Source organism: Ahrensia kielensis DSM 5890 (assembly GCF_000374465.1).
GTDB classification, from domain to species: domain Bacteria; phylum Pseudomonadota; class Alphaproteobacteria; order Rhizobiales; family Rhizobiaceae; genus Ahrensia; species Ahrensia kielensis.
The window spans coordinates 437961-461367 of sequence record NZ_KB894528.1 but is presented as its reverse complement, the minus strand read 5'-3'; the positions used below and the strand labels follow the sequence as shown (position 1 = coordinate 461367).

Below are 23407 nucleotides of genomic sequence, written 5' to 3'. Positions count from 1 at the left end.
TAATGGAGCAAAGCATTTCATTTGGATTTTGCCGCGACTGCATGACACCGCGCAAAACATCTGCGCGGCGCTGTGTGAAATGCGGCAGTCCGAGAAAAGCAGAACATCCAGAACTCAACGAACTGGCCATTGCACATATCGATTGCGATGCGTTTTTTGCATCTGTTGAAAAGCGCGATAATCCTGACATACGCGATAAGCCCGTAATCGTTGGCGGCGGCAAGCGCGGTGTGGTGTCCACATGCTGCTATATCGCACGCACATATGGCGTGCGTTCGGCAATGCCTGCGTTCAAAGCGCTGGAGCTTTGCCCCCATGCCGTTGTCATAAAACCAGATGGGGAAAAATATGCCCGCGTTGGGCGCCAAGTGCGCACCATGATGGAAGAGTTGACGCCTGCGGTGGAGCCAATATCAATAGACGAAGCTTTTCTGGATCTGAACGGCACAGAGAAATTGCACAAAGACACGCCTGCCCGCACATTGGCAAAATTTGCCAAGCGAATTGAAGATGAGGTTGGCATCTCGGTGTCTGTGGGCCTTTCCTACTGCAAATATCTTGCAAAGATTGCGTCTGACTTTGAAAAACCGCGCGGATTTTCAATTATCGGCAAAGCTGAAGCGCTTACATTCTTGGCAGACAAACCAGTCAAAATGATCTGGGGTGTTGGCCCTGCCTTTGAAAGAACGCTTCACAATGACGGCATAAAGCTGATCGGCCAGCTGCAACAGATGGATGAAGGCACGCTGATGAAGCGCTATGGCTCGATGGGCCAGCGGCTTTATAATCTATCACGCGGGATTGACCACCGCACCATAGAGCGACGCGGCGGCGCGAAAAGCGTAAGCCATGAAACGACATTCAATGAAGATCACGCAACAGCAGATGTGCTTGTTCCGGTTCTTCGTGCGCTCTCTGAAAAGGTTTCTGCGCGGCTTAAAGAAAAGAACATTGCTGGGCGCACAATTGTTCTCAAGCTCAAAGACAAAGAGTTTAAATCAATCACCCGCAACAAACAGCTTAGCGACCCGACACAATTGGCTGACAAAATATTTAGAACCGCCATGAGCATGCTGGAGAAGGAAATCAACGGCACGAAATATCGCCTGCTGGGTGTTGGCGTATCAGATTTTGCTGATTCTGATCGCGCCGACCCGATGGATCTGGTCGATATTGATGGAACAAGGCGCGCTGAAATGGAACGTGCGATGGATAAATTACGCGGCAAGTTCGGTGACCGCGCCGTCGAGACGGGCTATACGTTCGGTAAAGGTAACCGCGGAAGGCCAAAGAAAAGTGACAATGACTGAAACTGACACCATCACCACACCAACTATTCTGATTGATGCGGACGCCTGCCCTGTCAAAGATGAAATCTATAAGGTTGCCGAACGTTACGACCTTCAAGTCATCACTGTTTCCAACAGCTATATGCGGGTGCCACGCGAAGATTTTATTCGGCAAGTCGTTGTTTCAGACAAGTTCGATGCTGCCGACGATTGGATTGCCGAACGCGCCACAGATTTAACCATTGTTATTACCGCTGATATTTTGCTCGCAGAGCGCTGTGTGAAAGCTGGCGCAGCGGTTTTATCGCCTGCGGGCAAGCCTTTTACTGAAAACTCAATCGGCTCCCAGGTTGCGACACGTGCCATCATGGCGGATTTGCGCGCTGGTGCTGTTGGACAGAATATCGGCGGACCGCCGCCTTTTTCTAAAGCGGACCGTTCGCGTTTTTTGCAAGCGCTTGATCTGGCTGTCACAAAACTGAAACGCAACAAAGCTTAAATAAATCCAATAATTGTATTGCATCAGTCCAATATATCAATTATTCATGATATATGGATATTAAACAAACAACAAGCGCTTTTGCTGCATTGAGCCAGCCCACACGGCTGGAAGCATTGCGCATTCTTATCAAGTCTGGAACTAGCGGCATGCTTGCCGGTGATCTTGCCGATTTGATGGAAGTGCGCCAGAACACCATGTCTGCAAATCTTAGTGTTCTTTTACAGGCAGGCCTCGTGCGCAACGAACGCGAAGGCCGCTCCATCCGCTATTTTGCAGATTTTGAAGGACTACGCGGCGTTCTTGCCTTTCTCATGGAAGATTGCTGCGGCGGTTCGCCGGAAAAATGCCAACCCCTCATCGATGAAATTACATGCGCTTGCTAAGGAGCAACCCGAATGAGCGATCAAGTCTATAACGTCCTCTTTTTATGTACTGGAAACTCGGCACGTTCGATTTTGGCAGAGGCCATTATGAACCGTGTCGGCCAAGGCCGCTTCAAAGCATATTCTGCCGGTTCTCAGCCCAAAGGCGAAGTCCACCCCAAAGCGTTAGCGCTGCTCAAAAACCTTAATTACAATACGGATTTTGCACGGTCTAAAGATTGGACCGAATTTGCAAATCCTGATTCTCCTAAGATGGATTTCGTTTTCACAGTCTGTGACAATGCAGCCGGTGAAGCGTGTCCCGTATGGCCAGGCCAACCGATGACTGCCCATTGGGGTATTCCTGATCCAGCAGCGGCAACGGGCACAGAAGCTGAAATCGCATTGGCATTTGATGATGCCTACAGAATGATGAACGCACGTCTTTCAATTTTTACCGCATTGCCTTTGTCTGGGCTCGACAAATTGTCATTGCAAAACCGATTAAACGAAATTGGCAAATCAAAATGACCACGAACAATGAAGCAATAAACACGTCCGCTGGCGGCATCGGTGTCTTTGAAAAATGGCTATCTTTATGGGTCGCGCTGGCGATTATCGCCGGCATTGTGCTTGGGCAGGTTTTTCCAGATGTGTTTAACGTGCTTGCAGCGCTAGAGATTGCACACGTTAATCTGGTGGTGGCCGTGCTTATCTGGGCGATGGTTTACCCGATGATGGTGGGGGTCGATTTTGGTGCAATCCGACATGTTGCCGATGAACCAAAAGGCTTGTTGATAACGCTGGTGATCAATTGGTTGATCAAACCATTCACCATGGCCGCATTGGGCGTGTTGTTTTTTAAATATGTTTTCGCCGGATTAATCACGCCAGCAGATGCTGACTCTTATATTGCAGGTCTTATTCTGCTGGGCGCAGCGCCCTGCACTGCGATGGTGTTTGTATGGTCACAGCTCACACGCGGCGACCCTAACTATACGCTTGTTCAGGTCAGCGTGAATGATCTTATCATGGTATTTGCTTATGCACCTATCGTGGCGCTTCTATTGGGCGTGACAGACATTCCTGTGCCATGGAACACACTTGTCTTAAGCGTTGCGCTTTATGTCGTAGTGCCGCTCGTTGCTGGTGCACTCACACGCCGCGCCTTGATGGCACGCAAATCATCTGCAGATGCTGTCACAGCGTTCACAGATAGGCTAAAGCCCTTCTCGGTGATCGGCCTGCTTGCCACTGTGGTTCTGCTCTTTGGATTTCAGGGCACCGTCATTTTAGCGCAGCCGCTATTAATCGTACTCATCGCTATTCCGCTTTTGCTACAGTCCTACGGCATATTTGCTGCGGCCTATGCAGCGGCCTATATGATGAAAGTGCCTTTTCGCATCGCGGCACCCTGCGCCATGATCGGCACATCAAACTTCTTTGAATTAGCCGTCGCTGTGGCAATCGGGCTGTTTGGTCTGAACTCAGGCGCTGCTCTTGCAACCGTTGTCGGCGTTCTGGTTGAGGTGCCCGTCATGCTGTCGCTGGTCGCATTTGCCAACCGCACGCGCCGTCATTTTCCAGCTGGCTGAATTTGAAAAACACACAAAGGTATCGCCATTATGAATATTGTTATTCACCACAATCCAGCTTGCGGCACATCGCGCAATGTACTCGAAATCATCCGTAATTTTGTTGGTGAGCCGACTGTCATTGAATATTTGGATACGGGGTGGACACGCCCGCAATTACAAGCACTTTTTGCTATGGCAGACATCACGCCGCGCGATGCATTGCGCACGAGTAAATCTCCGGCGCAAGAGCTTGGCCTAACCGATCCATCGGTCACAGATGACGCGCTGCTTGATGCGATGATTGAGCACCCTGTTCTTGTGAACCGCCCTATCGTGTGCACGCCAAAGGGCACCGCCCTGTGCCGTCCCTCTGAAAAAGTGTTTGATTTACTCGATATAAAATCCGGTGCCAGCTTTACAAAAGAAGACGGCGAAGTGGTCACAGCACCATGAATGACTTGCCTAATATTGATACCGACAGCTTGCAGCCGATTGACTTAAACGCACTTGGCGTACCACCGCAGCCCGATCACAAGCCCCGCATTTTGATGCTCTATGGCTCATTGCGCGAGCGTTCGTTTTCACGGTTTATGACGGAAGAAGGTGCACGCATTCTTGAGGCGCTGGGCGCGGATGTCAAAATTTTCAATCCTTCTGGCTTGCCGCTGGTTGATGAAGCCAATCTAGACCATGACAAAGTGCAAGAACTGCGCGAATTATCGCTTTGGTCTGAGGGGCAAGTCTGGTCGTCGCCTGAGCGCCACGGCGCGATGACAGGTGTGATGAAAACACAAATCGACTGGCTGCCGCTGGCACCGATTGGCGGGGTTCGCCCAACGCAAGGACGCACATTGGCGCTCATGCAGGTTTGCGGCGGATCGCAGAGCTTTAATACGGTCAATCAGATGCGTATTCTTGGCCGCTGGATGCGGATGATTACCATTCCCAACCAGTCTTCTGTTGCCAAGGCATGGAACGAATTTGATGATGAGGGCCGCATGAAACCATCGCCGTTTTACAACCGTGTTGTTGACGTGATGGAAGAACTCATGAAGTTCACACTCCTCACCCGCTCGCAATCTGCTTATCTAACGGATCGCTATTCGGAACGCGTTGAAAGCCGCGAAGAACTATCAAAACGCGTTAATCAAAGCGCGATCTAAACCAGCTCCACATCCACAACGCCCTCAATGGCTTTGATCGCGCTGGCAACGGGACCGGATACGGCATATTTGCCCGGTAATTCGATTTCCACTTCGCCCTCACCGTCCGGCTTGATAACGATCAATGAAACCGGACTGCGGCCGCGCCCTTGGAGCTGGCGTGCGATGCTTTTGGCGGGCATTTGATCGCGCACAAACACACGCAGCAAATGCGCTTCACGTGCACCCTGATCTTCTGACAATGCTGTTAGAGTATTCATTTGCAAGCTGACCGATTCATCATCGCGCACGCGCACGCCTACAGTCATAATGAAGCTCTTGCCCACTTCTAACTGATCGCCGAACTCTTCCAGCGCTTCCGAGAACAGTACAATTTCATATTGGCCGGTTGCATCTGACAGCGTGATAATACCCATCTTGTTGCCGGTTTTTGTGCGCCGTATCTGCTTGGATGCAACAGTGCCAGCCAAGCGTCCTGCCTCTGCGCCGCGCTTAATGCCGATTGCAAAATCAGCATATTGCTGCACACGCATCTTCTCCAAAATCATCTGATATGCATCAAGCGGATGGGCCGAGAAATAAAAGCCAATGGATTGAAACTCTTTCATCAGCTTTTCTGAATCAGACCATTCTGTGTTTTGTGGCAGCTGCAAACGCTCTGGTTCTGCGGCTGCCATTGTGCCAAAAATGTCTGATTGTCCGCTGGCTTTTTCTTCTGAGGTGCGTTGCGCCAGACCAACGATGCGGTCCATGCCGCCAACCAATGAAGCACGATCATGGCCAAAACAATCGAATGCGCCTGCGAATATCAAGCCTTCAAATGTGCGGCGATTGACCATTTTTGGGTCAATGCGTGTTGCGAAATCTTCCAATGATTCAAATGGCTTATCACCGCGAACTTCAACGATATGATCAACGGCAGCTTCGCCCACACCTTTAATCGCAGCAAGTGCATAAAAAATCTTATTTTCAGCAACTTCAAAACGTCTAAACGATGTGTTGACGGACGGGGAAATGACATCAATGCCAAGGCGAATGGCATCACGGCGAAAGTCGTTCAACTTCTCCGCATTTTGCATATCATAGGTCATGGAGGCGGCAAGAAACTCGACCGGATAATGCGCTTTCAAATAGGCCGTATGGTACGACACCATCGCATAGGCCGCAGCGTGCGATTTGTTAAAACCATAGTCGGCAAATTTGGCAAGCAGGTCAAAGATCACATCAGCTTGCGGCTTAGTCAAATCGTTTTCTTTGGCGCCTTCCACAAAACGGGAGCGCTGTTTATCCATCTCTTCGCGGATTTTCTTACCCATCGCGCGGCGCAGCAAATCCGCTTCACCAAGCGAGTATCCCGCCAGAACCTGCGCGATCTGCATCACCTGTTCCTGATAGATGATAACGCCTTGGGTTTCCTCCACCAGATGGTCAACCATTGGGTGAATGGAGGCGATCTCCTCTTCGCCGTGTTTACGCGCATTATAGGTCGGGATATTTTCCATCGGCCCTGGGCGATAAAGCGCAACCAGCGCGATGATGTCCTCAATACAGTCAGGCTTCATGCCCAAAAGGGCTTTGCGCATGCCCGGGCTCTCCACCTGAAATATGCCAACGGTTTCGCCTTTGGCCATCATTTCATAGGTCGGCGCATCATCGACAGGCACCTGTTGCAGATCAATTTTGATACCGCGCCGCGCAATGAGTTTCACCGCCATATCCAAAACGGTCAGCGTTTTAAGGCCCAAAAAGTCGAATTTAACGAGGCCGGCTCTTTCCACCCATTTCATATTAAACTGGGTCACAGGCATATCCGAGCGCGGATCTCGGTACATTGGCACAAGGCGCGATAAAGGCCGGTCACCAATCACGATACCCGCCGCATGGGTGGACGCATGGCGGTAAAGCCCTTCAAGCTTTAGCGACATATCAAGCAGCTGGCCGACGATTGGCTCACGCTCGACTTCTTCTTCAAATTTGGGATCGCCCTCAATTGCTTTAGCAAGGGTTGTGGGCTGGGCTGGATTGTTGGGCACCATTTTACACAGGCGGTCCACCTGCCCATATGGCATTTCAAGCACGCGCCCCACATCGCGCAACACCGCACGCGCTTGCAGCGATCCAAAGGTGATAATTTGCGCCACCTGAGCGCGGCCATAGCGCTCCTGCACATATTTAATCACTTCTTCGCGTCGATCCTGACAAAAATCGATATCAAAGTCAGGCATGGACACACGGGCAGGATTGAGGAAGCGCTCGAACAGCAGTGAAAAGCGCAACGGGTCAATATCCGTGATTGTTAAACACCACGCGACCAGAGAACCAGCACCCGAACCACGGCCCGGCCCCACGGGAATTTCATGGTCTTTGGCCCATTTGATGAAGTCAGCAACGATCAGGAAGTAACCGGGGAACTTCATATTCTCGATGATAGAAAGCTCGGTTTCCAAGCGGTCATCATAATCTTTGCGCGTATAGCCTTCGGCCATGCCCTGAATTGTCAGACGCTTTTCCAAACCTTCGCGCGCTTGGCGTTTGAGTTCGTCTGACTCAGCCTGTAGCGCTTCTTCTTCACTTGCACCTTCGGCACTTTTGGTAAAGCGCGGCAAAATAGGCGGACGTTCTAACGCATAATATACACAGCGCTTGGCAATCTCAACCGTTGACTCCAGCGCCTCCGGTAGATCTTTAAACAGCGCGGCCATTTCAGCTTCGGTTTTTAGATAATTATCAGGCGTCAACTGACGGCGATCATCGCGGGATACAACCGTTCCTTCAGATATCGCAATCAATGCATCATGCGCGTCATATTCATCGCGCGTTAAAAAGAAAGCCTCATTGGTCGCAACCAAAGGTACATCTTCATCATAGGCAAGAGCGATTTGAGCAGCTTCAATACGTTTGCTATATCCTGCAGGACGCTGCAATTCGATGTAAAGACGGTCGCCAAAGGTTGATTTCAAGAAAGCAAAGCGCTCCGCCAATGCTTTTTGATCTTGGTTGGCAATCGCACGGCCTAAAGGACCAAGCTCTCCGCCCGTTAGGCAGATAATACCGTCGTTAAATCCGTCGAACCATTCAGGACGCAAATATGTGCCATCGGTTGATTCCATATCCAGATAGGCGCGGCTCACAAGCTCAACCAAATTGGCATAGCCCTGCTCGGTTGCAGCGATAAGAACAACAGGTTCAGGCGTAATGGTTTGGTTTTTATTCTGACTGCCCTTTAGCGCTGCATTGGCATCACCATCAGAGTTTTTGGCAAAACGAATATCGAGTTGGCAGCCTATGATTGGCTGAATGCCCGCCCCTGTCGCTTTGACAGAAAACTCAAGCGCACCAAATAAATTGCCAGTATCTGTAATGGCAATTGCGGGTGCTTTTTGATCTTCTGCAAATTTAATAATTTTACCAACCTGCAGCGCGCCTTCCAAAAGGGAATAAGCCGAATGCGTGCGTAGATGGATGAATTTTGGCGACACATAGGCTTTGCCTACCACATCCAAATTTGCATCATTTTCAGCCATAAACAGCACCCCAAAATCAAAACCGACTCTCTCATAAGAGAGTGAAAACACAAAGTTGGATTTTGAAGCAATTCGCGATGATGTCCACTGCCTGGCATCATCATCCCCTTGGTTCTTTTACCCCAAAAGGGGATGGTCGCGGCTCACAGCTTCGGGGCAATGCTGTGTGCTGAATGGGGATGGGCAGAGCCGCGACCAATGGAGTATTATCGACCTATATGAAGTCGACAAAAATTGAAAATGTTGCAACAAAGGCAGCGATTGAGGCGAGAGAAGCGAGGTCTCGAACAAAGTCGGTCATGATGAACAGTCCTTATGTTTTGTCTATGGACCTATATTGTTCCATTTTTGTTCTCATGTAAACCCGTTTTGTTCTCATTTTGGCACAGGTCAGCCTTATGGGTAATAAAAAGTAAAGAAGCAACCAAGATCAGCGCCTCTTTACCTTTAAAACTTGCATTTTGTTCTGAGTTTTGAAGTGCCTAAAGCGCAGCTTTAATCGCGGCTTTCACATCGAATGGCACAAGTTTTCCATCCTGCATCGTAATCGCACGGTCCATACGCGCAGCAAGAGCGTGGTTGTGAGTCGCAATTAACGCGCTCAATCCCGATTGACGCACCAAGGCTTCCAGTGCTTCAAACACATAGGATGACGTTTCAGGATCAAGGTTTCCTGTCGGCTCATCGGCAAGGAGCAATAAGGGTGCATTGGCCACGGCACGGGCAATAGCGACACGCTGCTGCTCGCCGCCAGATAGTTCTGCTGGGCGATGGGCTGCGCGCTGTCCTATACGCATATAATCAAGCAGCTCTTGCGCTCTGACTTTTGCATCTGATTGAGACAGTCCGCGAATCATCTGCGGTATCATCACATTTTCAAGCGCCGAAAACTCAGGTAGCAAATGGTGGAATTGATAAACAAAGCCAATATCATTGCGGCGGCGTGCTGTGCGCTGGCGATCATTGAGGCCAGAACATGCTTGGCCTGACAGATAGACCTCGCCGCCATCGGGACGCTCCAACAGGCCAGCAGTATGCAGCAAAGTTGATTTACCTGCGCCTGAAGGGGCAACAAGGGCAACCATCTCGCCTGTCTCAATCACAAGGTTCGCGTCTTTGAGAACATCAAGACGTTTACCAACCTCATCATAATGGCGCTGGACGTTTTCTAACAATAGTACCGGTGCATTGCGTGCAGACATTATTCGTACCTCAAAGCTTCAACCGGATCGAGTTTGGCAGCGCGCCAAGCAGGTAATATTGCTGCAAGAAACGATAAAACGAGCGCTAGGATAATAACGGACATGGTTTCGACGAAATCCATTTGCGCCGGAATTTCGCTTAAAAAGCGTACCGTCGGGTCCCAAACATCCGTACCGGAAATCCAATTCATTACGCGTTGAATACCGCGAATATTCAGGCAGATTAAGACGCCGAGCAATACGCCTGCAGCCGTGCCGGCCAATCCAACGCCAGTGCCTGCCATGATAAATATGCGCAAAATCGCATTTTGTGACGCGCCCATTGTGCGCAAAATCGCGATGCCGCGCCCTTTTTCTTTCACCAACATGATCAGCGATGAAATGATATTCAGTGACGCTACAATGACCACGATAGACAAGATCAGAAACATTGCGTTGCGCTCAATCACAAGCGCTGAGAAAAATGCACTGTTACGTTGCTGCCAATCGCTAATAACGAGTGGTCGTTCGGCGGCGGCAACAATATCTGTTTTATAAAGATCAACATTATCGGGATCATCGACAAAGACTTCGATGACCTGCACGACGCCTTCTTGATTGAAATAAAGCTGCGCTTCTTCCAAATGCATAAATACAATGGAGGTGTCATATTCTGACATGCCCATTTCGAAGATGGCTTCAACGGTATAGCTTTTAACACGCGGGGTGGTGCCAAACGGTGTTACATCGCCTTCAGGGGAAACCAAAGTCAGCTTATCACCAACGAGTAGCCCCAGATTTTGTGCCATGCGAATACCAATCGCAACGCCATTACCCTCTTCGTATTTTTCCAAAGAGCCTTCTTTAATGTTTGTCGCGACGCTTTCCAGCCTTGCAAAATCTTGCTTGCGCACACCGCGCACCAATGCACCGGTACCAGCACCAACATTGCCAGAGGCAAGCGTTTGACCTTCAAGCAATGGCAGCGCCATTTGAACGCCATGCACTTCTTCAAGTTTTTTAGCCACGGCATCGTAATCATTCAGCGGCGTATCAGAAGCTTGGAGAATTATATGACCGTTAAGACCGAGGATGCGGTCCAAAAGCTCTGCGCGGAAGCCGTTCATGACAGCCATAACGATAATCAGAGCCGCCACGCCAAGCATTACGCCTAAAAGCGAAATAACAGTAACAATCGACACCATACGCTCTTGTTTGCGCGGCTTTAAAAAACGCCAAGCAACAATGCGTTCAAAGGCTGAAAACGGCCTTGCTCGGCCATCCTCTTTGCCTGAGCTTGAAGATTTAACTGCTTCGTTCGCCGATGATGCGTTCAAGCTTATTCTCCTGCTGAAATCTTAGTGATGGCCGCCTCCAGCGTCATATTTTCTTTGGCGCCGGTTTTGCGGTTTTTAAGTTCGACTTCTCCAGACTTAACGCCGCGCGGGCCAATAACAAGCTGCCACGGTACGCCGATCAAATCTGCGGTCGCAAATTTAACGCCTGCGCCCTTGTCTGTATCATCCAAAAGCGGGTCAACACCTGCATTGGTGAGTTCGGTATATGCTTTTTGCGACCAGCTATCACAGCCCTCATCGCCAACGCGCATATTGATAATCACGGCACCAAATGGGGCAACGGACGCTGGCCAAATAATGCCATTATCATCATGCGATGCTTCAATAATCGCGCCCAGCAAACGGCTAACGCCAATACCATGGCTGCCCATGTGAACAGGCACAGGCTTGCCGTCCGGTCCTTGGACAACGGCCTTCATTGGTTCGGAATATTTTGTGCCAAAGTAGAAAATTTGGCCAACTTCAATGCCGCGCGCAGAGCGTCTGCGCTCTTGCGGCACTTCGTTAAACAGCGCCTCGTCATGCGTTTCATCTGTGCGCGCATATTTGGATGTGAATTCCTGCATGATCGCAGCGCATTGTTCGACATTGTCATAATCGATTTGGCGATCACCAAATGTCAGATCAGTCACTGCTGCATCATAGAACACTTCACTCTCGCCAGTTTCAGCCAGAACGAGGAATTCATGTGTGTCATCGCCGCCAATGGGGCCGCTATCGGCGCGCATTGGGATAGCCTGCAAACCCATACGCTCGAAAGTGCGCAGATAAGTAACCAGATGACGGTTATATGCGTGCAGCGCATCTTCTTTTGTCAGGTCGAAATTGTAGCCATCTTTCATAAGAAACTCGCGGCCACGCATAACGCCAAAGCGCGGGCGGCGTTCATCGCGGAACTTCCATTGAATATGGTACAATGTAAGCGGCAAATCTTTATAGCTGGTGATATGGCTGCGGAAGATATCCGTGATCAGCTCTTCATTGGTCGGGCCATATAGCATCTCACGGTCCATACGGTCTTTGATGCGCAGCATCTCTTCGCCATAATCTTCATAGCGGCCGCTTTCGCGCCACAAATCAGCAGATTGAATGGTCGGCATTAACATTGGCATGTGGCCAGCGCGTTGCTGCTCTTCATGCACAATGTTTTCAATTTTTCGCAAAACCTTATAGCCGAGCGGCAACCAGGAATAGATGCCGGCGCTTGACTGCTTAATCATCCCTGCCCGAAGCATCAATCGGTGCGAGACGATTTCGGCTTCTTTTGGATTTTCTTTCAATATGGGTAGAAAGTATCTTGAAAGGCGCATTTATCTATTCCGTTGTGAATTGTTTGATATGCCCAGAATCAGACCGTCTTAAGGCAAATTTCTATGTGTGTTTAAGCGGTTGGACAAGGAATTGAAAGCGGCAAGGCACACAGCTTTGAAAAATCCGCGCTGTATAAATAACGACGCGTGAGTGCCAAAATGTTACTAATGTATTTTTTACGTGACAATGGCATTTCATCTTGTTACCAATTGCCAAGAAATTGTGAGGCTTCATAATTTCTAACGGGTGTAAGTCTTGGGAGGATCTTGATTTTACGCGCTTTTTAGCTGCGAACCTTCGGGTTTATAAAATCACACTCGTTGAAAATGGCAGGACTTATGTCCTGCCATTTTTTATTTGTAATTTTCTAAAAAATTATTGTTTGGAAAAATCCGGCACAAATTGCGGAAAATCATCAATGCCAAAACCAAGTACGATGGTCAGGTAATAAAAAATCGCAAAGATAATAATGGCAATGCCCGTTGTGATGAGCAGCTTAAATTTCATGCGGGAATTTGATGGCGCTCCGCGCTCCGTGCCAAGGATTGTGTCTTCTGACTCAACTTGGCTACGCACGCCGAACGGCAAAACAGTAAACAGTACCGTCCACCAAATGATGAAAAAAATCGCGAAAGCGGACAATAACTGCATGATATCAGACCTGTTCTAGTTCAATCAGCGTGCCGTCGAAGTCTTTCGGATGAAGGAAAAGCACAGGTTTACCGTGCGCCCCAATTTTCGGATTACCATCACCAAGCACACGAACACCATCTTCGATCAGCTTGTCACGTGCAGCCAGAATATCATCCACTTCATAACACATGTGGTGCATACCGCCTGACGGGTTCTTTTCCAAGAAGGCACCGATGGGCGAATTGTCGCCCAAAGGAAAAAGCAACTCTGTCTTGGTGTTTTCCACTTCGACAAAAACGACGGTCACCCCGTGTTCTGGCAAATGTTGCGGCGCGGAGACTTTCGCACCCAGCACTTTTTCATATCGATTGATCGCCGCATTCAAATCGGGCACGGCAATCGCTACATGATTTAAGCGACCAAGCATTTCCACTCCTAAAAAAACAGTAATTTAAACCTTATCGACCATCACTGTTACGATTGGTTTCTTGCCCCAAATATTGCGTACCGTGCCACGCACTGCGCGGGTAACACTATCTTCAATCAGGTCAAGATCCTTGCGGCGGCCGCGCGGCATAGATTCAACCGCACTGACAACAGCATCATAGATGATATCTTCCATGTCATTGTCATTGTGATCGGTGGCAGGAATGCCCAAACATGACACTTGAGGATCAACCAGCAATTCATTGCTTTTGTCCAAAATGACAGACACAGAGACATGCCCTGCGAACGACAAACGGCGGCGCTCGGTCACGCCAACAGCGTCGGCTGACCCGATGAATGTGCCGTCTTTGTAGATCTCGCCATGCGGCACATCATCAATGATCTCGGCTTTACCGGGTGCAAGGCGCACCAAATCGCCATTGCGAACATTGAGCACATCTTGAATGCCGTTTTCACGCATCAATGCTGCATGGGCGGTTAAATGTGCAGCCTCGCCGTGAACCGGAATACCGATCTGCGGGCGTGTCCATTTATACATCTGGCGCAATTCATTGCGGCGCGGGTGACCCGACACGTGAACGAGTGAATCTGGGCCATCTTCAATAATTGTAATGCCCATATCAATCAGACGGTTCTTCGTCTCAAGAATAGGTTTTTCATTGCCTGGAATTGAACGCGACGAATAAACCACAGTATCGCCTGCGTTCAGCGCAACATCACGCATTTCATCACGTGATAGTTTCGCAAGCGCTGCCCTGCTCTCGCCTTGAGAGCCTGTCAAAATAATCACGACCTTGTCGCGCGGAATATAGCCATATTCATCTTCGGTAAGAAAATCTGGCACGCCTTCCAAATAGCCAAGTTCTGAGGCGACGTCGACAACCCGCTTCATTGAGCGGCCAAGCAATAATGTTTGTCGTCCAGCATCGGCAGCAGCAAGCGCGATTGATTTAATACGCCCAACATTGGAAGAAAAAGTCGTGACCGCCACGCGGCCAGTCGCTTTTTCAATGACTTTGCGCAGACCTTCAGACACTTCTTGTTCTGATGGGCTTTCGCCGTCACGCATAGCATTTGTCGAATCGCAGATAAGCGCCAACAGGCCCTCATCACCAAGGCGCGTAAAGGCATTGCTGTCGGTTACCGGACCCATGGATGGGGCAATGTCGTTTTTCCAATCACCCGTATGCAAAACGGTGCCAAGCGGCGTTGTAATTGCAATCGACACAGGCTCTGGAATTGAGTGTGTAACAGCCAAAGCTTGCAGCTTGAATGGGCCAACCTCAAACGAGCCGCCCTGCTCAAATGTTGTAACCTTGATCTTTGGGGCGTTCTTTTCGCCAACCGCCTTGCTTTCCAGCATGCCGGAGCCAAATGGCGTCATATAAACAGGCACATTATCGCCCGGTGCAATGCGCGGATAAAGCGACAGCAACGCACCATAATGGTCCTCATGGGCGTGGGTAATGATGATCGCTTTAATATTGTGTTTTTCGGATTCCAAGAAACGAATGTCGGGCAGTACGAGGTCCACGCCCGGTAAATCCGGCCCTGGAAAAGTAACGCCAACATCCATGACAATCCACGAGCGGTTATTGGCTGGCCCGTATCCATACATGGCTAAATTCATGCCGATTTCACCAACGCCGCCTAGCGGGACGAATACCAGCTCATTATTATTTTTTGTCATTAAGTACGATAGACCTTATTAAATTCTGTCTTCACTTGGCTAAAGCGGGAAGAAGACATCACCCGCAGAAATTTCTTTGACTGTGCCAGAAGGCAGACGCAGCGACAGCAAGCCGTCAGCATCAATGCCTTCAAAAACGCCCTCTAAGCGTTCATTAGCAAGGTTGATAATGATTGCTTGGCCTATTCCGCGCGCATGCGCTACCCAATAGTCGCGAATTGCGGCTTTGCCGCGTCCGCCATTCCATTCATCCAGCGTTCTTGCAAAATTTTCCGCTAAATATTGAAACATGCCCTGCGTCGTTAATGCTGGATTTTTTTCATTCAGATGCATTGCCGGATAAGGCGTATCTTGCGGATGTGCAACGATGTTCAGCCCGCAGCCAATAACAATATTGATAACGCCGCTTTGCTGATCCGATTCCATCAACATGCCGCAGCATTTAGCACCATCAACCAAAATGTCATTGGGCCATTTTATTTTGATCTCGGACTGTTTTTCATCCAGTGCCTCACTGATGGCACGGTGCAACGCAACAGCACAAACGAGCGGGAAGAAACCAATATCTTTGAGCGAAGCCGGATTTCGTAAATAAAGCGAAGCATGAAGATTACCGTGCGGCGAAACCCATGTTCGACCGCGACGGCCGCGGCCTTGCAATTGCTCACCTGCAGAAAGCCAAAGCTTGTCCACATCATGGCCAGCCCCTGCAAGTTCAATCAGATCAGCATTGGTGGAACCGGTGGATGCAACATGGATCGCCCTCCATCCGGTTAAACCGATAATTGTCTGGCTATCTGCTAGCTCAAGCAATGTTTAAAAAAGCGCCTTTGCGGCATTTTCAGCATAAGCGGCAATCGGGCCACCAAAGACGATGTAGCCAACCACAAAGATACCTGACAGCCCCATAACCAAACGTAGCTCGCCAGCCGTTGATACGAACTTACCTTCTGGCTCATCAAACCACATGATTTTAATGATGCGCAAATAGTAGAACGCGCCAATAACAGATGCCACAACACCGATGATTGCTAGCGGGTATAGACCTGCTTCAACCGCGGCCAAGAACACATACCATTTACCCCAGAAACCTGCGAGCGGCGGAATACCAGCAAGCGAGAACATAAGGATCGTTAGTACCGTTGCCTGCAATGGGCTGTTTTGAGCGTAACCAGCTAAATCGGAAATGTTCTCGACATTGCCCTCATCTTTGCGGCGCATAGCCAGAATGAACGCAAATGTACCAAGCGTCATCACGAGATAAATCGCCATATAGATCAACACGCCTTGAACACCTGCGACAGTGCCCGCAGCCAAGCCAACCAGTGCATAGCCCATATGGCCGATGGAAGAGTAAGCCATCAGGCGTTTGATATTGTTTTGGCCAATCGCTGCAACCGCGCCCAAAACCATAGACGCAATCGAAATAAAGATGATGATCTGCTGCCAGTCACCTGTCACCGAGCCAAAGGCATCTGTGACAACGCGCACGAGCATAGCCATTGCCGCCATTTTAGGCGCACCGGCAAAGAAAGCCGTTACCGGCGTTGGCGCACCTTCATAAACATCAGGTGTCCACATATGGAATGGAACTGCTGAAATTTTAAATGCAAGGCCTGTGAGCAAGAACACAAGACCGAACAGAAGACCGACAGAGCGTTCTTCGCCAGACAAGGCTGCTGCAATTGATGCGAAATCGACATGGCCCGTAAAGCCATAGATCAACGAAATACCGTAAAGCATCATGCCTGACGACAAAGCGCCCAGAACGAAATACTTCAAACCAGCTTCAGTTGAACGCGCGCTATCACGGTTAATCGCCGCAATAACATAAAGCGCCAATGATTGTAGTTCGAGCGCCATATACAAAGACAACAGGCTTGTTGCTGAAATCATCAGCATCATGCCAAGCGTTGCCAATATGATTAAAATCGGAAACTCAAAGCGGTCAAATTTTTCTTCACGGGCAAAGCCAACCGACATGACAAGCGCTACGATGGAGCCGATCAATGTGAGTATTTTGAAGAAATAGGCAAATGAGTCTTGAACGAAAGCACCGCCAAAGGCCGTGCCCTGCTCGTCAAAGAATACCATCCAGCCCAGAACACCAATCAACAGTGCCACGGCCAATCCTGTTACGGTTGAATTCGCACTATCCTTAGGCGCGAAAACACCGATCATTAGGAGAACCATAGAACCGACCGCCAGTGCCAGTTCTGGCGCTGCGATGTTCAAACTTTGGGTCAATTCAACGACTGTCATGACAGCAATCCGATTACTTAGCGTTCAGGGCAATATTCATTGCCGCTTTGGCTGCCTCATTGGCAGCATCATAATTCGTGACAAGTGCATCCACAGAAGCGCCGATCACATCAAAGACTGGTGCTGGATATACACCGAAGAAAATAGTCAGTGCGGCCAGCGGGTAAAGCATTGCTTTTTCACGGCCTGAAAGGTCGAGAAGTGCTTTCAAGCTTTCTTTTTCCAATGCACCAAATATCACACGGCGATACAGCCATAGCGCATAACAGGCAGACAAGATCACGCCGCTCGTTGCGAAGAATGCAAACCATGTATTGGCACGGAACATGCCCATCAATGTCAGGAATTCGCCAACAAAGCCGGATGTTCCTGGAAGGCCAACATTGGCCATGGTGAACAGCATAAACACCAATGCATATTTAGGCATGTTGTGAACAAGGCCGCCATAAGCTGCAATCTCACGTGTGTGCATACGATCATAGATCACACCAACACAGATGAAGAGCGCAGCAGACACAAGGCCGTGCGACAACATTTGGAAGATAGCGCCCTGCAAGCCCTGCTCATTCGCAGCAAAGATACCCATCGTTACAAAGCCCATATGCGCAACAGATGAATAAGCAATCAGCTTCTTCATATCTTCCTGCATCAAGGCGACAAGCGATGTGTAGATGATGGCAATACAAGACAGCGCAAACACCAGCCAAGCCAGTTCAGCAGAAGCGACTGGAAACATGGATAGTGAGAAGCGAATGAAACCGTAACCGCCAAGTTTTAGCAACACACCAGCAAGAATAACAGATCCAGCTGTTGGCGCTTCAACGTGTGCATCTGGCAACCAAGTGTGGACAGGCCACATCGGCATTTTCACAGCGAATGACGCAAAGAATGCGAGCCATAACCAGAATTGCATTTGCGGTGGGAAATCATATGCCAGCAATGCCGGAATAGAAGTCGTGCCTGCCTCCCAATACATTGCCATGATCGCAATCAGCATCAACACTGAGCCAAACAATGTGTAGAGGAAGAATTTGAAAGACGCATAAACACGGCGCGCGCCGCCCCACACACCGATGATAATAAACATCGGTATAAGGCCCGCTTCAAAGAAGACATAGAACAGCACGATATCAAGCGCAGTAAACACGCCGATCATGAGTGTTTCCAAAATAAGGAAAGCAATCATGTAGGCTTTAAGACGCTTGGTAACGCTCTCCCAGCCAGCAAGGATACAGAAAGGCATCAAGAAGGTTGTCAAAATGACAAACAACATTGAAATGCCGTCCACACCCATACGGTAGGTTAGCCCGCCACCGAGCCATTCAGCTTCTTCAACAAATTGGAAGCCGGGATTTGAATTCTCAAATCCAACCCAAATCATCAAAGATACGAGAAATGTAAAGATCGTCGTCAGTAACGCGACCATCCGAACGTTGCGTTTTGCCGCTTCTGTTTCATCATTGATAAACAGAATAACAAGAACACCAACCAAAGGAAGGAAAGTTACGAGCGAGAGGATTGGCATACCGTCCATTAGTGGATGCCTCCAAGCATAATCCAAGTCACGAGAGCAGCGACACCAATCAACATGGCGAACGCATAATGATAAAGAAATCCGGTCTGAACCTTCACAGCACGCTGTGCGAGGCCAGAAACACGCGCTGCGATATTGTTGGGACCAAACCCATCAATAAGCCAGCCGTCACCGCGTTTCCAAAGGAATGAACCAAGGCGTTTTGCAGGGCGCACGAACAAGAAGTCGTACAACTCGTCAAAATACCATTTGTTCAATAGGAATTTGTATAAGCCATTGTGGTCTCGCGCCAAAGAAACAGGCGTTTGAGGCGAACGGATATACATATACCAAGCACCCAATAAACCAAGCAACATCACAATTGTCGCGCTCCATTTGACCAAGAATGGTACGTTGTGGAACTCTTCAACAATGTTGTTATCTGGCAAGGTGAACAAAGCGCCCTTCCAGAACTCAGCATAATGGTGGCCGAAGAAGTAATCATGAAAGACAAAGCCAGCTAACAATGCGCCGACAGCCAAGATGAACAATGGCACGAGCATAACTGGCGGTGAGTCATGCACATGATGCATCACATCAGCTGTTGCACGCGGTTTGCCGTGGAATGTCATGAAGATCAAACGCCATGAGTAGAAGCTGGTAAATAGCGCAGCCACAACCAGCATCACGAATGCATAACCAGCAGCAGGGTTTTGTGCAACGAACGCGCTTTCAATGATGGCATCTTTAGAGAAGAACCCGGCTGTTCCAAGCAATGTGCCCGGTATGCCAACGCCTGTGAGCGCAACAGTTCCGATAATCATCATCCAATATGTTGTTGGAATGAGTTTACGCAAACCGCCCATGCGGCGCATATCCTGCTCATCAGACACAGCATGAATGACTGAACCGGCACCAAGGAACAACAAGGCTTTAAAGAAAGCATGTGTGAACAGGTGGAATACGGCTGCGCCATAAGCGCCAAGGCCCAATGCCACAAACATGTAACCAAGCTGCGAACAGGTTGAATAAGCAATCACGCGTTTGATGTCGTTTTGAACAAGACCAACCGTTGCTGCAAAGAATGCAGTGGTTGCGCCAATGATGACAACAAATGTGAGTGCTGTTTGCGACAGTTCGAAGACTGGTGACATACGCGCGACAAGGAACACGCCAGCTGTAACCATGGTCGCAGCATGGATTAGCGCAGACACAGGTGTCGGGCCTTCCATCGCATCTGGCAACCATGTGTGCAGCAAGAATTGCGCAGACTTACCCATGGCGCCCATGAACAACAGCAAGCACACCACAGTTACGGCGTGAGACTTATCCAATGAATAGCCTAGGAATGTTAGCACAGTGTCTGTGCTTCCCTCCGCGCCTTCTGTCGGCAAATAAGTCGCTGCGTTTGCAAAGATCGTGTCGAAATTCACAGAACCGAACAGTACAAATACGCCGAAGATACCGAGAGCAAAACCAAAGTCGCCCACGCGGTTGACGATAAATGCCTTCATTGCAGCAGAGTTCGCCGAAGGTTTTTTGAACCAGAAGCCAATGAGCAAATATGATGCCAGACCAACGCCTTCCCATCCGAAGAACATCTGAACAAGGTTATCAGATGTTACGAGCATAAGCATCGCGAATGTGAAAAGTGAAAGATAGGCAAAGAAACGCGGACGGTGCGGATCGTGGTGCATATAGCCGATAGAATAGATGTGAACGAGGGTCGAAACCGTGTTCACAACCACCAGCATAACAGCAGTTAGCGTGTCGATGCGGAAAGCCCAGTTCACATCAAGCGAACCGACCTGAATCCAGCGCATAACCTGAACAGTGGTTGAATGATCCTCATGGGCCATAGCAACAGTTAAAAACGCAATCCACGAAAGGACTGCGGCAATAACCATAAAGCCGCTGGTTACATATTCCGAAGCTTTGGCACCGATAGCACGGCCGCCAAAGCCAGCAACGATAGCGCCAAGTAACGGGAGAAAGACGATGGCGTGATACATGGGTCCAATCAGCCTTTCATCATGTTGACGTCTTCAACCGCGATGGAACCACGGTTCCGGTAGAAGACAACGAGGATAGCCAAACCGATAGCCGCTTCAGCAGCAGCAACGGTCAAAACGAATAGTGCGAAAACTTGGCCGACCATATCCTGCAAATGCGCAGAAAAGGCCACGAAGTTCAGATTGACAGCAAGCAAGATCAACTCAACAGACATCAAGATAACAATGACGTTCTTCTTATTGAGGAAAATGCCGAATATCCCAATGACCAGCAGTAGCGCTGACACGACGAGATAATGAGAAATCGTAATTTCCATTAGATCAAAGCCCCTTGCCTGTTTCGACTTCGACAATTTCAATCGAGTCTTCCACTTTACGTGCAACCTGCTGGCCCATGTTCTGGCGTTTAACACCAGGACGTGTTGGACGCAGCGTCAGCACAATCGCGCCAATCATAGCAACCAAAAGCACCAAGCCGGCAATCTGGAAGAAGAAGACATAGTCGGTATAAATAATATCGCCGAGCGCCGCCGTATTGGTGCGCACTAACGGGTCCGGTGTCGGTGAAGCGACACTGCCAGGTTGCCCCACGCCAATGAACTGAGCACCAAGCACGATCAATAGTTCAGATGCCAGCACAATACCGACCATGGCACCAATAGGTGCATAATCGAGTGCGCCACGCTTCATAGATGCAAAATCAACATCCAGCATCATAACGACAAACAGGAACAGTACTGCAACCGCGCCGATATAGACCACCAACAGGATCATGCCGAGAAACTCGGCCCCTGTGAGAATGAACAATGCCGCCGCATTGAAGAAGGTCAAAATGAGGTACAGCACGGAATGTACCGGATTGCGCGCAGAAATAACCATCACGGCAGACGCGATAGCTACAAATGCGAACAAATAAAAGAAGGCCGCGCCAAGTCCGGTCAACAGCATCGGTTCCCCCGAAATCCTTTGTTATCCTGCTGAGATTTCAGTCAGGATGTGTGCTCTGCCATCTTGCGATGACAGAACGATTAAAATTATCGATACGGCGAGTCGAGTGCGATGTTGCGCGCAATTTCGCGCTCCCACCGATCTCCATTCGCCAGCAGTTTGTCTTTGTCGTAGTATAGTTCTTCACGTGTTTCGGTCGCGAATTCGAAATTCGGTCCCTCAACAATTGCATCCACTGGACAGGCTTCCTGACAGAAGCCGCAATAGATGCATTTCACCATATCAATGTCGTAGCGCACGGTACGGCGTGTGCCGTCATTGCGGCGCGGGCCAGCTTCAATGGTAATTGCCTGTGCTGGGCAGATCGCCTCACACAATTTACAGGCGATGCAGCGCTCTTCACCGTTTGGATAACGGCGCAATGCATGCTCACCGCGAAAACGTGGGCTTAGACGGCCTTTTTCATGCGGGTAGTTCAATGTGGCCTTCGGCGCAAAGAAGCGCTTCATGGCCAAACCGAATGCAGAAATGAATTCCAGCAAAAGAAGTGATTTTGCAGCTTGTGCGATCGTGCTCATAGCGTGTTGTCCCTTCCCTTATGCCAAACCGGTGAATTTCAAGAATGATGCTGTCGCAACCACCATGAAGAGTGAAATTGGCAAGAACACTTTCCAGCCGAGGCGCATCAATTGGTCGTAGCGGTAACGCGGTACGATTGTTTTGACCATAGCGAACATGAAGAACACCATGCAGATCTTGAAGATGAACCAGAATACACCCGGTATCCAGTTAAGCGGTGCAACATCAATCGGTGGCAACCAACCGCCCAAGAACAAGATGACTGTCAGCGCACACATCAACAGGATCGCGATATATTCGCCCAGCATAAACAAAAGATATGGCGTTGAAGAATATTCAATCATGTGACCGGCAACGAGCTCAGATTCAGCTTCAACAAGGTCAAATGGTGGACGGTTTGTTTCAGCCAATGCCGAGATGAAAAAGATCACGAACATTGGGAATAGGCCGAGCCAATGCCAATCAAGCAGAGAGTTCGTCAATCCGAGATGCGTTCCAAGGCCGTCTTTCTGGCTCAAAACAATGTCTGTCATGTTGAGCGAGCCAACACACAGAAGCACGGTCACGATCACGAAACCAATTGAGACTTCGTAGGAGACCATCTGCGCAGCCGAGCGCAGCGCACCAAGGAATGGATATTTAGAGTTTGATGCCCAGCCCGCCATAATGACGCCATAGACTTCCAGCGATGATACCGCGAAGACAAACAGGATGCCGACATTGATGGATGCGATTGCCCACCCTTCGCTTACTGGAATAACGGCCCAGCCAGCCAAAGCGAGTGCTGATGAAATCAAAGGTGCCAGCAGAAAGATGCCTTTGTTCGAGCCCGATGGAATGATCGGCTCTTTAATGACAAATTTCAAAAGGTCGGCAAATGATTGCAGCAATCCAAAGGGGCCAACAACGTTTGGCCCTCTACGCGACATGACAGCAGCCCAGACCTTACGGTCAGCATAAAGAATGAACGCGGTAAAGATCAGCAATGCCACCAGAAGCACAACGCTCTGGAGCAAAATGATCAGACCTGGAAATATGTAGTCTTCAAACATCAGT

General features: G+C 49.4%; 22 protein-coding genes. 7 read left to right on the top strand and 15 right to left on the bottom strand.

The window, feature by feature from the left end:
- Positions 1 to 2 precede the first annotated feature (2 nt).
- The 7 genes from C504_RS0102230 to arsH are packed head-to-tail and all read left to right on the top strand — an operon-like array spanning position 3 to position 4893.
- Entirely contained in the window at positions 3 to 1310 is a 1308-nt protein-coding gene (locus C504_RS0102230) for a DNA polymerase IV (protein WP_041951482.1), read from the top strand.
- Complete coding sequence (locus C504_RS0102225; protein ID WP_018687672.1) at positions 1303 to 1788, top strand: YaiI/YqxD family protein; 486 nt, start codon at positions 1303 to 1305, stop codon at positions 1786 to 1788. Before C504_RS0102230 ends, C504_RS0102225 begins: the two co-directional genes overlap by 8 nt.
- A 53-nt stretch (positions 1789 to 1841) precedes the next feature.
- Positions 1842 to 2174 carry an ArsR/SmtB family transcription factor gene (locus tag C504_RS0102220; RefSeq protein WP_018687671.1) on the top strand — a complete coding sequence of 111 codons (333 nt, stop codon included), beginning with the start codon at positions 1842 to 1844 and terminating at the stop codon, positions 2172 to 2174.
- Positions 2175 to 2186: 12 nt separating this feature from the next.
- Positions 2187 to 2684 carry an arsenate reductase ArsC gene (locus C504_RS0102215; protein WP_018687670.1) on the top strand — a complete coding sequence of 166 codons (498 nt, stop codon included), beginning with the start codon at positions 2187 to 2189 and terminating at the stop codon, positions 2682 to 2684.
- Positions 2681 to 3748, top strand: a complete 1068-nt coding sequence (gene arsB, locus C504_RS0102210; RefSeq protein ID WP_018687669.1) for an ACR3 family arsenite efflux transporter — start codon at positions 2681 to 2683, stop codon at positions 3746 to 3748. Before C504_RS0102215 ends, arsB begins: the two co-directional genes overlap by 4 nt.
- 30 nt (positions 3749 to 3778) lie before the next feature.
- Positions 3779 to 4183 carry an arsenate reductase (glutaredoxin) gene (gene arsC / locus C504_RS0102205; protein WP_018687668.1) on the top strand — a complete coding sequence of 135 codons (405 nt, stop codon included), beginning with the start codon at positions 3779 to 3781 and terminating at the stop codon, positions 4181 to 4183.
- Entirely contained in the window at positions 4180 to 4893 is a 714-nt protein-coding gene (arsH, locus tag C504_RS0102200; RefSeq protein ID WP_018687667.1) for an arsenical resistance protein ArsH, read from the top strand. The genes arsC and arsH overlap by 4 nt, the downstream gene beginning before the upstream one ends.
- Here arsH and dnaE read toward each other — a convergent pair.
- The 15 genes from dnaE to nuoH all read right to left on the bottom strand — a co-directional run bounded on the left by dnaE (position 4890) and on the right by nuoH (position 23403).
- Positions 4890 to 8417 carry a DNA polymerase III subunit alpha gene (gene dnaE, locus C504_RS0102195; protein ID WP_018687666.1) on the bottom strand — a complete coding sequence of 1176 codons (3528 nt, stop codon included), beginning with the start codon at positions 8415 to 8417 and terminating at the stop codon, positions 4890 to 4892. The two genes, arsH and dnaE, sit on opposite strands and share 4 nt — an antisense overlap.
- Before the next feature lie 482 nt (positions 8418 to 8899).
- Positions 8900 to 9619 carry an ABC transporter ATP-binding protein gene (locus C504_RS0102190; protein ID WP_018687665.1) on the bottom strand — a complete coding sequence of 240 codons (720 nt, stop codon included), beginning with the start codon at positions 9617 to 9619 and terminating at the stop codon, positions 8900 to 8902.
- Positions 9619 to 10935, bottom strand: coding sequence for a lipoprotein-releasing ABC transporter permease subunit (locus C504_RS0102185; protein WP_018687664.1), 1317 nt, complete (start codon positions 10933 to 10935; stop codon positions 9619 to 9621). The genes C504_RS0102190 and C504_RS0102185 overlap by 1 nt, the downstream gene beginning before the upstream one ends.
- A 2-nt stretch (positions 10936 to 10937) precedes the next feature.
- Positions 10938 to 12266, bottom strand: a complete 1329-nt coding sequence (gene proS / locus C504_RS0102180) for a proline--tRNA ligase (protein ID WP_018687663.1) — start codon at positions 12264 to 12266, stop codon at positions 10938 to 10940.
- 376 nt (positions 12267 to 12642) lie between these two features.
- Positions 12643 to 12918, bottom strand: coding sequence for a DUF1467 family protein (locus tag C504_RS0102175; protein WP_018687662.1), 276 nt, complete (start codon positions 12916 to 12918; stop codon positions 12643 to 12645).
- Between the two features lie 4 nt (positions 12919 to 12922).
- Entirely contained in the window at positions 12923 to 13327 is a 405-nt protein-coding gene (gene mce, locus C504_RS0102170; RefSeq protein WP_018687661.1) for a methylmalonyl-CoA epimerase, read from the bottom strand.
- A gap of 24 nt (positions 13328 to 13351) precedes the next feature.
- Positions 13352 to 15037 (bottom strand): ribonuclease J, encoded by a 1686-nt coding sequence (locus C504_RS0102165; protein WP_018687660.1) that lies wholly within the window; start codon positions 15035 to 15037, stop codon positions 13352 to 13354.
- 39 nt (positions 15038 to 15076) lie between these two features.
- Positions 15077 to 15850 (bottom strand): biotin--[acetyl-CoA-carboxylase] ligase, encoded by a 774-nt coding sequence (locus C504_RS0102160; protein ID WP_018687659.1) that lies wholly within the window; start codon positions 15848 to 15850, stop codon positions 15077 to 15079.
- 3 nt (positions 15851 to 15853) lie between these two features.
- Entirely contained in the window at positions 15854 to 17299 is a 1446-nt protein-coding gene (nuoN, locus tag C504_RS0102155; RefSeq protein WP_018687658.1) for an NADH-quinone oxidoreductase subunit NuoN, read from the bottom strand.
- 13 nt (positions 17300 to 17312) lie between these two features.
- Complete coding sequence (locus C504_RS0102150; protein WP_018687657.1) at positions 17313 to 18833, bottom strand: NADH-quinone oxidoreductase subunit M; 1521 nt, start codon at positions 18831 to 18833, stop codon at positions 17313 to 17315.
- The gene (nuoL, locus tag C504_RS0102145; protein ID WP_018687656.1) at positions 18833 to 20824 is read right to left on the bottom strand and encodes an NADH-quinone oxidoreductase subunit L; all 1992 of its coding nucleotides are present in this window, start codon (positions 20822 to 20824) and stop codon (positions 18833 to 18835) included. The genes C504_RS0102150 and nuoL overlap by 1 nt, the downstream gene beginning before the upstream one ends.
- A gap of 8 nt (positions 20825 to 20832) precedes the next feature.
- On the bottom strand, positions 20833 to 21141 hold the full coding sequence (gene nuoK / locus C504_RS0102140; RefSeq protein ID WP_018687655.1) for an NADH-quinone oxidoreductase subunit NuoK: 309 nt from the start codon (positions 21139 to 21141) through the stop codon (positions 20833 to 20835).
- Between the two features lie 4 nt (positions 21142 to 21145).
- Entirely contained in the window at positions 21146 to 21769 is a 624-nt protein-coding gene (locus tag C504_RS0102135; protein WP_026317150.1) for an NADH-quinone oxidoreductase subunit J, read from the bottom strand.
- A gap of 89 nt (positions 21770 to 21858) precedes the next feature.
- Entirely contained in the window at positions 21859 to 22350 is a 492-nt protein-coding gene (nuoI, locus tag C504_RS0102130; RefSeq protein WP_018687653.1) for an NADH-quinone oxidoreductase subunit NuoI, read from the bottom strand.
- A gap of 18 nt (positions 22351 to 22368) precedes the next feature.
- Entirely contained in the window at positions 22369 to 23403 is a 1035-nt protein-coding gene (gene nuoH / locus C504_RS0102125; protein WP_018687652.1) for an NADH-quinone oxidoreductase subunit NuoH, read from the bottom strand.
- Positions 23404 to 23407: the final 4 nt, after the last annotated feature.

Coding starts and splice junctions, on each gene's coding strand:
- C504_RS0102230 (WP_041951482.1), top strand. CDS start 3: ATGGAGCAAAGCATTTCATTTGGATTTTGCCGCGACTGCATGACACCG.
- C504_RS0102225 (WP_018687672.1), top strand. CDS start 1,303: ATGACTGAAACTGACACCATCACCACACCAACTATTCTGATTGATGCG.
- C504_RS0102220 (WP_018687671.1), top strand. CDS start 1,842: ATGGATATTAAACAAACAACAAGCGCTTTTGCTGCATTGAGCCAGCCC.
- C504_RS0102215 (WP_018687670.1), top strand. CDS start 2,187: ATGAGCGATCAAGTCTATAACGTCCTCTTTTTATGTACTGGAAACTCG.
- arsB (WP_018687669.1), top strand. CDS start 2,681: ATGACCACGAACAATGAAGCAATAAACACGTCCGCTGGCGGCATCGGT.
- arsC (WP_018687668.1), top strand. CDS start 3,779: ATGAATATTGTTATTCACCACAATCCAGCTTGCGGCACATCGCGCAAT.
- arsH (WP_018687667.1), top strand. CDS start 4,180: ATGAATGACTTGCCTAATATTGATACCGACAGCTTGCAGCCGATTGAC.
- dnaE (WP_018687666.1), bottom strand. CDS start 8,417: ATGGCTGAAAATGATGCAAATTTGGATGTGGTAGGCAAAGCCTATGTG.
- C504_RS0102190 (WP_018687665.1), bottom strand. CDS start 9,619: ATGTCTGCACGCAATGCACCGGTACTATTGTTAGAAAACGTCCAGCGC.
- proS (WP_018687663.1), bottom strand. CDS start 12,266: ATGCGCCTTTCAAGATACTTTCTACCCATATTGAAAGAAAATCCAAAA.
- C504_RS0102175 (WP_018687662.1), bottom strand. CDS start 12,918: ATGCAGTTATTGTCCGCTTTCGCGATTTTTTTCATCATTTGGTGGACG.
- mce (WP_018687661.1), bottom strand. CDS start 13,327: ATGCTTGGTCGCTTAAATCATGTAGCGATTGCCGTGCCCGATTTGAAT.
- C504_RS0102165 (WP_018687660.1), bottom strand. CDS start 15,037: ATGACAAAAAATAATAATGAGCTGGTATTCGTCCCGCTAGGCGGCGTT.
- nuoN (WP_018687658.1), bottom strand. CDS start 17,299: ATGACAGTCGTTGAATTGACCCAAAGTTTGAACATCGCAGCGCCAGAA.
- C504_RS0102150 (WP_018687657.1), bottom strand. CDS start 18,833: ATGGACGGTATGCCAATCCTCTCGCTCGTAACTTTCCTTCCTTTGGTT.
- nuoL (WP_018687656.1), bottom strand. CDS start 20,824: ATGTATCACGCCATCGTCTTTCTCCCGTTACTTGGCGCTATCGTTGCT.
- nuoK (WP_018687655.1), bottom strand. CDS start 21,141: ATGGAAATTACGATTTCTCATTATCTCGTCGTGTCAGCGCTACTGCTG.
- nuoI (WP_018687653.1), bottom strand. CDS start 22,350: ATGAGCACGATCGCACAAGCTGCAAAATCACTTCTTTTGCTGGAATTC.
- nuoH (WP_018687652.1), bottom strand. CDS start 23,403: ATGTTTGAAGACTACATATTTCCAGGTCTGATCATTTTGCTCCAGAGC.